10 protein-coding genes are annotated in these 9,244 nt (G+C 62.8%); 8 read left to right on the top strand and 2 right to left on the bottom strand.

The features are described from left to right. The 5 genes from GPT33_RS14470 to GPT33_RS14450 form a co-directional block, all read left to right on the top strand. Positions 1–1,042, top strand: a 1,042-nt coding sequence (locus GPT33_RS14470; RefSeq protein WP_296810121.1) for a substrate-binding domain-containing protein, incomplete at its 5' end; no start/stop codon positions are given. 60 nt (positions 1,043–1,102) lie between these two features. Then, on the top strand, positions 1,103–1,774 hold the full coding sequence (locus GPT33_RS14465; RefSeq protein WP_296810119.1) for a hypothetical protein: 672 nt from the start codon (positions 1,103–1,105) through the stop codon (positions 1,772–1,774). A gap of 30 nt (positions 1,775–1,804) precedes the next feature. Continuing rightward, positions 1,805–2,779, top strand: a complete 975-nt coding sequence (locus GPT33_RS14460; RefSeq protein WP_296810117.1) for a beta-ketoacyl-ACP synthase III — start codon at positions 1,805–1,807, stop codon at positions 2,777–2,779. An 89-nt stretch (positions 2,780–2,868) separates the two neighbouring features. Beyond that, a complete protein-coding gene (locus GPT33_RS14455; protein ID WP_296810114.1) occupies positions 2,869–3,108 on the top strand; it encodes an acyl carrier protein in 240 nt (79 codons plus the stop codon). 6 nt (positions 3,109–3,114) lie between these two features. Continuing rightward, positions 3,115–4,812 carry an alpha/beta hydrolase gene (locus GPT33_RS14450; RefSeq protein WP_296810112.1) on the top strand — a complete coding sequence of 566 codons (1,698 nt, stop codon included), beginning with the start codon at positions 3,115–3,117 and terminating at the stop codon, positions 4,810–4,812. A 177-nt stretch (positions 4,813–4,989) separates the two neighbouring features. Here GPT33_RS14450 and GPT33_RS14445 read toward each other — a convergent pair whose 3' ends face one another. Then, a complete protein-coding gene (locus GPT33_RS14445; protein ID WP_296810110.1) occupies positions 4,990–6,018 on the bottom strand; it encodes an endonuclease/exonuclease/phosphatase family protein in 1,029 nt (342 codons plus the stop codon). A gap of 158 nt (positions 6,019–6,176) precedes the next feature. Here GPT33_RS14445 and GPT33_RS14440 point away from each other — a divergent pair, with 158 nt between their 5' ends. The 3 genes from GPT33_RS14440 (at position 6,177) to GPT33_RS14430 (ending at position 8,830) form a co-directional block, all read left to right on the top strand. Continuing rightward, positions 6,177–6,626 (top strand): hypothetical protein, encoded by a 450-nt coding sequence (locus tag GPT33_RS14440; RefSeq protein ID WP_296810108.1) that lies wholly within the window; start codon positions 6,177–6,179, stop codon positions 6,624–6,626. 188 nt (positions 6,627–6,814) lie between these two features. After that, complete coding sequence (locus tag GPT33_RS14435; RefSeq protein ID WP_296810106.1) at positions 6,815–7,813, top strand: SRPBCC family protein; 999 nt, start codon at positions 6,815–6,817, stop codon at positions 7,811–7,813. A gap of 252 nt (positions 7,814–8,065) precedes the next feature. Then, positions 8,066–8,830, top strand: coding sequence for an HAD family phosphatase (locus GPT33_RS14430; RefSeq protein WP_296810104.1), 765 nt, complete (start codon positions 8,066–8,068; stop codon positions 8,828–8,830). Between the two features lie 77 nt (positions 8,831–8,907). Here GPT33_RS14430 and GPT33_RS14425 read toward each other — a convergent pair whose 3' ends face one another. After that, positions 8,908–9,225 carry a hypothetical protein gene (locus GPT33_RS14425; protein ID WP_296810123.1) on the bottom strand — a complete coding sequence of 106 codons (318 nt, stop codon included), beginning with the start codon at positions 9,223–9,225 and terminating at the stop codon, positions 8,908–8,910. Positions 9,226–9,244 lie beyond the last annotated feature (19 nt).

The raw sequence follows: 9,244 nt of genomic DNA, 5'->3' as shown, positions 1-9,244 counted from the left end.
ACGTTTCATGGCGGATCCCGCCCTCAACCGGATCGACGGCAAACCCATTCGTCTGGTCATCGACAAGATCGGCTCGACCCAATCGGCCATGCTGCTGGTCGAGGGCAAAAGCATGCACGGCGGCCGCAACGAGTTTCAGGTCTGGGCACCTGCATCCAGCATCTTCCGCAGCCTGGTCGAGGAAGCCTTTACCGGCGGCAAGCTGTTCGAGACCGACGACTCGATCGCCCGCAGCCCCATGGTCTTCGTCACCTGGGAGCCGGTTCAAGAGGCGATCGACCGGATCATCCAGAAGTCGATGAGCTTCGACACCGTCACCGAGATCTACGCGCGCGAACTCGGCGGCGAGGGCATCGACCCCAACGGCCGCAGCTTTCAATTCGGATTCACCCGCCCGCAGGACTCCAACAGCGGTGCGGTCGCGCTCGTCACCATGGCCTACGAGTTCTTTGCGAAGGATCGCGCGCACTACAGGATTCGGCTCGAGGATCTGAAGGATCCGGACTTCCAAGCCTATCTCGCATTGATGAAGTATATGTCGGACCAGACCAAGGATAGCACCGGCAAGCTCGCCGAGCCGCTCATGCAGGCCGGCTATGGCGGACAGCCCTTGTCCAGCGTCTATGTCTACGAAAACCTCGGCGTGAAGCTCGCCTTTATTCGCCGAGTCAATGATCCTACCGGGGCAAGGCCGGTGCTTCGGTATCCGAAATACAATCTGATCTCGGACCACCCCTACTATACGCTTCGTCACGGCAACTCGCGTGAGCAGGTCGAGGCCGCACGGCGATTCAAGGATTATCTCCTGACCCGAGACATCCAGCTCCTCGCATTGCAACGCGAAGGCTTTCGACCGGTCAGCACCGAGATCTCGAATCAAGAGATGAACGAGGTCTTGGGCGACTTCGTCACCGAGAACGGCCTGGTTCCCGATCTGATCAAAGCGTCCCAGATTCTAATCCCTGCACAAAGCGGCGAGGTAATCCTGGCGCTCATCCGTGGATACCAGGCGCTGGGAGACCCGGTCGGTCCGAATCTCTGACACGAACATCCAAGCGCACGGACCAGGCCGATGCACCGGAGAGATGAAGGAGAGATGAAGATGACACGCACGGACTTGATTCGAACTTCGCTGAGCGTATTGACGCTCATGACGCTGGCCGGTACGACCAACGCGGAGGGCGCAAGCTTCGGGGACTATCTCAAGCAGATGGGCGCCTTTTCATTCGGTGGTCCCGAATTGGACACCGCGGATCTCCAAGGCAACCAGAAACAATGGGCGGATCGAGAGCGCTGGGTTCGCGAGGCCCTCGACCAAGCCTATCAGTCCTTGGCGCGCTCGGATCAGGATGTGAATCTGTTCGAGTTCCAGAACTATTACAACGTCCTCTCGATCGAGTGGACCCCGGACTACCTGACGGATCCGTCCCATATCGGCAATCTCAATGCCTACGCGACCTTCACCGAGTATCTGTCGCGGTACCTGAAGGTCAAACAGGAGTTGATCACCAAGATCGCCGAGCTCAATCGCCACTATGCCGTTCTGAAGCAGGTCGACCCGCGACAGCTGACGGGGCCCTTTCAACTCAATACCGGGACCCAGGTGCAGTCCTATACACAAAAGGCCGCCGGCGCCGTCGATGCCACCGCGCATCAAGCCGCGCTCGCCACTGCTGCCGGGGCCGTCGAGAAATACACGGCAGAGCTGAACCGAGCCATCGACTACGGCATCAAGCTGGAAAGCCACTTCAAGGAGGCGGCGGGCATTCCCTGACGTTCATTCCGAAACCAGGTGAGATCACCCATGAGAAACGCCGTTATTCTCGCAACCGGTCGCTACCTCCCCAGCCAGGAGGTTACGAACCAGGATCTCGATTGGTTTCCTGCAGCCGCGCTCGGCAAGATCTCGGAAAAGACCGGGGTTTTCTCCCGACGCTCGGCGACCCATGACGAATGCACCTCCGATCTCGCCGCCCATGCGGCCCGCGACTGCCTCGAGAAGGCCGGGCTTGCCGCGGACGAGCTGGAAGGGATCATCGTCTCTACCTCTTCGCCCGACCGCGTTCAACCGGCGACCGCCACACGGGTCCAACATCTGTTGGGTGCCCGCCGGGCGTTCGCCTTCGACATCAATTCGGTCTGCTCGGGGAGCGTCTACGGCATCAGCCTGGCGGATTCGCTGATCAAGTCCGGTAACCACGAGCGCATCCTCTTCATCGCCGCCGAACTCTATACCAAGATCCTCAATAAGCAGGACTTCTCGACCTTTCCCTATTTCGGTGACGGAGCCGGAGCCATCCTCTTCGAAGCCGGCTCGGAGCGCGGGGTGCTCGACTCCGTGCTGCGCACCGACGGGAGCGCGTGCGACACCATCAGTGTCCCGGGCGGAGGGACCATGATGCCCTTCGATCGGATCACCAATCCGCGCTCCGCCTACTTTCAGATGGACGGAAAACGGGTGTACGCCTTTGCCATCGAGAAGGGCGCGGAGGTCATCCGCGAGCTTTTGACCCGATCGGGTATCGCCGCGGGCGATGTCGACCTCTTCGTCAGCCATCAGGCAAACATCAACATCATCCATGCGATTGCGGACCAGATCGAGGTCCCTCGCGAGCGATTCTTCGTCAATCTGGGTCGCTACGGGAATACCGCGAGCGCATCCGTTCCGATCGCGTTGGACGAGGCAATCGCATCGGGGAAGGCCAAAGTGGGTGATCTTCTGGTCACGGTTGCCTTTGGCGGGGGGCTGTCCTGGGGAGCCAACCTGATCCGACTCTGACTTAGCCGAGTGCATATCGCCCTGCGGGCGATCGAATTCACGCCAGCTTCGTTCCAATTGCCATCAATCGTTACACCTGCGGGGTCACCATGGTCAACGCCGTCAACATCGACACCCTCTCGGCCTGCATCAAAGAGCTGTTTCCCGATGCGGCCGATGTGATCATCGGGTCCGAGACGCTTCTGGACGACGTCCCCGGCTGGGACTCCATGTCGGCCGTCAATCTGCAAACCTACCTGGCCACGGCCTTCGGGGTTACCATCCCGGAGGAGATGCTGAGCAGTGAAACCAGCGTCGGCGAGATCATCGAGCAGATCCGTCACGGATGACAGACCATGATCCCGAATCCCGAGCCTTGGGACCCTCTGCTCGTGTCCACGAGCTTTTTGAAGCTCGCCCGGACCTGGTCGAATGACCCGGCTGGCCTGCACAGGCGGTTCACCGAGGCCGCCGTCAAGATCAACCGGACGGTCGTCGAGGAGATGGGCCGTGCCCTGAATGATTCATCCAGCCCGCACCGATCCGAGCCCAATCAAGGTGTCGAGACCGGAAAAGCCTGGTACCTCGACGCGGCCAAACGCAATCATCGGGTCCTGCGCGAGAGCCACGCGGCTTGGTCCGATTGGATGGCTGCCTCGATCGCGGACGCACCGGGCTTGGACGACGATCACCGCGAGCGCTGTCGGTTCTGGTCCGCCCAAGTCTCGGGGGCCTTGGCGCCGAGCAACTTCTTCTGGACCAACCCCGGCGCCGTTCAGCGCTGTTTCGAGACCGACGGCGAGAGCCTGCAGAAAGGCTATGCAAACTGGTTGAGGGATCAACAGGAAACGAATGGACTGGTCGCAACGGTCGATCGGGACCGCTTCCAGGTCGGGGTGAATTTAGCGGCCACGCCGGGTGCGGTGGTTCACCGCAATCGCCTGATGGAGCTGATTCAGTATGCGCCAAGCACCGAGCGGGTGTTCCAAACCCCGATCGTCTTCATCACCCCTTGGATCAACAAGTATTACATCCTGGATCTCGCCCCCGAGCGCAGCCTGATGGCTTGGCTGCGTGATCAGGGTTTCACCGTCTTCTCGATCAGTTGGAAGAATCCCGACTCGGCGATGCAGGATGTCGGATTCGAGGACTATGTCCTGGAAGGCGCCTTGGAGGCGATCGAAACGGCGCGAAGCATCGCCGGCACCGAGTCCGTTCATGCGGTCGGCTTCTGCATCGGCGGGACCGCCTTGGCCAGCCTTATGGCCTGGCTCTCCGACCCGGCGGCACGGGCCGACGGCGAGCGACCCGCATCCCCGGTCGCGCATTGGACGCTCTTTACGACCCTTGTGGACTTCTCCAACCCCGGCGAGCTGGAGCGCTTCACCTCCGAAGGCGCCGTCCAGTCCGCCGAAACCCTGATGGAGCGCGACGGCTATCTCGACGGCAGCGTGACCGAGACCGTCTTTCGGCTGCTGCGCCCCGACAGCCTGATCTGGCATCACGTCGTTCGCAACTATCTGTATGGCGACGCGCCCTCTCGATCCGACGTGCTCTATTGGAACAGCGACTCGACGCGGCTGCCCAGACGGATGCTCTCCTTCTACCTGCGCGAGCTCTATCTGAACAACCGCTTGGTCTCCGAGCAGGGCGTGACGCTGGCCGGACGCCGGCTCCGCCTGAGCACCATCGAGCAGCCGCTCTATGCCGTCGGCTGTATTCAGGACCATATCGCACCCTGGACCGAGGTCTTCCGCGTCCGCGAGCATCTCCGCGTTCCGATCCGGTTTAGCCTCTCCAGCGAGGGTCACGTGGCGGGCATCGTGAACCCGCCGTCCGCGAAATCACGCCGACGCTATTGGTCCGGGGATGTCGAGACCGGTACCGCACCGGACGATTGGCTGGCCACCCAAGCGCCTCTCCAGGGATCCTGGTGGGCCGATTGGGCAGTGTGGTTGTCCGAACGCTGCGGGCCGAAGGGATCCCCTCCCACCCCGGGTTCCGGCGATCATCCGGTCCTTTGCGCCGCGCCCGGGACCTACGTCTTGGAGTAGCAGCCTGAGAGCGGCCTTGACGACGGCCCAAGCCGTACCGAGTCGTTGCGAAAGCGCCGCCCGTAAGGTACATCTTGCCGCGCGATTCCAACGCGCGATCACCCCGCGCGGCAGCGCCTGATAAACGGCCTTATCATGCCCGGCAGAGGTATTCCGACCCACCATCCGGGTTCCGCTTCAAACAGGGCGATACTCCACCTCGGCCCGGACGATCCCGTGGTCGATCGTTCCGCTCTCCTTGTGGTCGCCGCGGCTCAAGTGGTCGTTCATCAGCTCCAGCCCCACGAGCGCCCAAACCCGCTTCCGCGACTGGTCGTAGAGTTCCTGCGAGACCAGGATGTGGTCGAGGGACTCGTGGTTTCCTTGGTAAACGTGGGTATAGTACACGTTACGAAAGCTGCGCATGGCCCGGAGCTGGCCCAGGTTGTAGAGGTCGGTGTCGCTGCCGCCGAGGGAGAGCGGGCTCGCCAGGTAGTTGGGCTGTCCAGTCAGGATGTTCAGGGTATTGGAGCCGTCCCCGTCGTTGAGATCCCCCATGAGGATCACCGGACTGTCGGTGTCCTTGAGCCGGTCGACCAGCATCATGCGTAACGCCGCAGCCTCGGCGGTGCGACGGATGGTCGCGAGCGCGCCGCCGAGACCCTCGTTATGACGCTTGAAATAGTCGGTGTCGGCGCGGTACCAGCCCTCCCGATAGATCTCGGTCGGGCGCTTGGACTTGAGGTGCGCCACATAGATCGAGATCGGCTCGCTGGCTGCGCGCGGACGGATGCGAAAGTGCAGCACCGGACGCGAGAAGCGCCTGATCCGCACCGCGATCTCCCCGGTCTGGGCATCGTCGCCGCTGCTTTCCAGGATGAACCTCTGGGGAAAAGCGTCGATCCACTCCGGGTCGCCTTCCAGCAGATCGGCGCGCACGGCCCCGGCGCAGAGGATGCCCTGACCCTGCTGGTCATCCGGCACCAGCAGCCGGTAGGTCTCCGACAGAGCCGCGGCGGCGAAAACCTGCTCCAGCGCGTCCCGATGCCAGAGCTCCTGGAAGCCCCAGACGTGGGCATCGACCCTGCGGATCGCTTCCGCGAGCCATTGCACCTTACGGGCGAACGCCGACGCGTCCCAACCATCGGCGTCCCGATACATCTTGAGACCCGGCAGGTTCAGGTTGTAGAGATTGCAGGTGGCGAGCGAGAAGCGGGTGCGAGCCATGAGCTCCTCCGTTTGAATCCGGCGCCCCGGGGCGGGAACGCCATCGCAGGAAAGCATGCCCATCAAGGGTGACGGCCGGATGACGATGCGCAACCTTAGCCGGAAAGCGCCTGCCAGGTCCGCTCCACGCTCCTTCCCATCCTTAGGGGTCCGCTCCGATGAACCGAATCCTGTTTCTCTGTACAGGCAACTACTACCGCAGCCGTTTCGCGGAGGAGTACTTCAACCACCAGGCCGACCGGCTCGCGCTGTCTTGGGAGGCCGACTCGCGGGCGCTCGCGCGGGACCTCGTGGTGACCGGCAATCAGGGGCCGATCTCCGCCTTTGCCGTGACCGAGCTGCAACGCCGTGCGATCCCGATCCGCGGCGGCACCCGCCACCCGATCGTCGCGCTGCCAGCGGATTTTGAAGCCGCCCATCGCATCATCGCCGTCAGCCGCCGCGAGCACGAGCCGATGCTGCGCGCGCATTTCCCCGCGCTGCTGGAGCGCATCCGGTATTTCGAGATCGGTGACCTGGACGTAGAGACACCGGCAACAGCGATCGCGAGACTGACGCAAGCGATCGACCTGGAGATCGCGGCGCTGCGGACCAGACACGACGTTTGAAGCCAGACGATCCGGCCGGTCACCCGGCTTGTCGGTCGGCACCGGGATAGGCCTGACACGCCTTCCGGTAAGTCTGTCCAATGAAGGTGTCCATCAGCCGGATCCCGGCCGTCGAACGTTCCGATCCATCCACTTGCAGCGCACGGAAAGCTAAACTTCCGAGAACCCAGGCCAACCGGAGATCGCCCATGCTGACCGTCCTGATCGTCCTCACCATCGCCATCGCCGGCGGGCTCCTCTATCTGAGCCGATTGCCGAAAGACTACGAGGTGCGGCGCAGCCTGAACATGCATGCCGACCGCCAAGCCGTCTTCGACCGGGTGAGGGATTTCCGAAGCTGGGGCGACTGGAGTCCCTGGCTTCTCCACGAACCCGACGCCAAGCGCGCCTTCAGCACGGCCGAGGATCTGCCTGGCGGCTCCTACACCTGGGATGGCTGCGCCATCGGTGCCGGCCGGCTGACCCATGTCCGCTTCGATGCGCCCGGGCGGATCGAGCAACGGTTGGAGATCCAGCGACCCTTCAAGTCAGACTCGGATGTCTGGTGGGAATTCGCCGAAACGGATGGAGGGACGGAGGTCGCTTGGTGCCTACGCGGCAGCTTGCCATTCCTGTTGCGTCCCATGATCCCCCTGGTGCGGCAGATGATCGGCAAGGACTTCGAGCTCGGCCTGGCACTGCTGCGCGGGCAACTCGATCCGGACGCCCCGCGGCCCGAGCTGCGCTTCGAGGGAGAGACGAACCTGCAGCCGCAAAGCGCGCTGGTCATCCCCTTCAGCGGCGGGATGGATGCGATGGTGCAGGCCATGGAAGACGGCTATCCAAGACTCGCCGGGCATCTCGCGTCGCTGGGTATCGCGCCCGCTGGTCCACCCTTCAGCGCCTATCACAAGGTGAACGTGAAGAAGAACCGCTTCGAGTGCGACATGGCGATCCCGGTGCCCGCCGATGCCGCCGCCGGCCCCTTTGCCCGCAAGGACTTCAGCGGCGGCCGACACTACCGGGTCACCCTCACCGGCGGCTATGACTATCTGGAGCTGGCCTGGTACGCCGCCGTCGCCCATGCCCGCATGCTCAAGCTCAAACTCGACAAGCACCGCCCCATGCTGGAGGTCTACGAGAACGACCCGTCCAGCGCCGCGAGTCCGAAGGAGCTGCGCACCGCCCTCTATCTTCCGCTGCGCTGAGGCGCGAGGGAGTCAGCCACGCGCGCGAGATTCCCTCTCGACGACATCGCGCGCCGTCGCCGGTCGCGGGGGATCGAGCGGCGCCGGCTCGAAACCGCGACGGCTTCAGGAACTCCGTGGGCAGTGCATTGCGGTGCTCCGGGGACCGACGTCTTGGAGTAATATCGAACCGCGGGCGCTCTATCGGCCTTTCGTTCGGCGCCGTGACGAGCCCGAGCCCGCCAAGAATCTTCTCGGACTCCGAGGTGATCCATGACGGGAGTACCTACCCGACTCATCCGCAATGCGCGGCTCTTGTTGTTGGATTTCGACGGCGTAATCACGACCGAAGCGGAAGACGTCGCGCTGAAGGCGCAGACCCTATCGGTCTTCGCTGCGATCAGCACCCACTTCGGGGAGCGTGCACTTAAAATGATGCGACTCGCGGGGCGGGCCATCTACGATGCGGGCGGAAGTCTTCAGCTCGGACCGCTCCTGTATCATACGGCCAAGCTGCTCAAGCCCGCCGAGGATCCGATCGAGCCGACGCTCGCAAAGCTCATCCACGCCTGCACCGGGAACCTCGACTATCGTGGGATCAGCCGAGCAGGAGATCGGATCCGCGAGGGCCTGGATCTGCTGAGAAATCACGACATCGAGCTCGCCATCTTAACCAATGGAGTCCGGGAGAACGTCTTCCGGGTTCTCGAAGTGAAAGGGCTTACGGAGATGTTCCCCGCCGAGCACGTCTTCGATGCAATCTCCACACTCGACAAGAAGGACGAGCTGCACCCGAAGCCGGATCCGCAAGGTTATCGCTTCGTTCTCAAGGAGCTGGGTGTCGAGCCTCCGTCCTGTATCGTCGTCGACAACAGCCGTAAGAATGTCCGAGCGGCGAAACGCGCGGTCGGATGCGGGGGCGCGGTCTACATCGGCAATAGCCTCAAACGCAAGGACCGAGGGGTCATCGACCACCTGGCGCCGTCGTTCGAGCGGCTCATGGCGGAGGTTGCCGATGTGCTGCGGGCCGATGGGTGAGCCGTCAGCCTCGCTGATTCGATCGACTTGGCTTTGGTTCCGGCTCGTCGGGATGTATCCTTCGGCCGCTTCGCTTTTCAGGAGCCGGGATCGCCGTAAAAGACGTAGTTGGTTGAATAGTCGCTGATCTCGAAGTAGACCGATTTCTCGCCGCCGTCCTGGATGCCGTTCAGATTCAGATCAAGCACCCCGTAGCCGAAGCGATAGGGTCGCGTACCCGAGCCCTGAGTTGCACCGGCCGTCGTGAGCTTGTCGATCTTGATGAAGCGCCTTACCAGCTTCTCTCCCGCATAGACTTCAAGGACGCCGTTTGCCCCGGTCCAATTCTGGAGGGTCCGCCCGAACTTGTTTTGGGTCTCCTGCGTGCAACCGACGACGAGAAGGCTGCCCGCCACACCCAGCGCAAATCCGAAA

The organism is Thiocapsa sp. (assembly GCF_011390875.1).
GTDB lineage: Bacteria > Pseudomonadota > Gammaproteobacteria > Chromatiales > Chromatiaceae > Thiocapsa.
The sequence above is the reverse complement of the archived record's forward strand: the minus strand, read 5'-3'. Positions and strand labels throughout refer to the sequence as shown.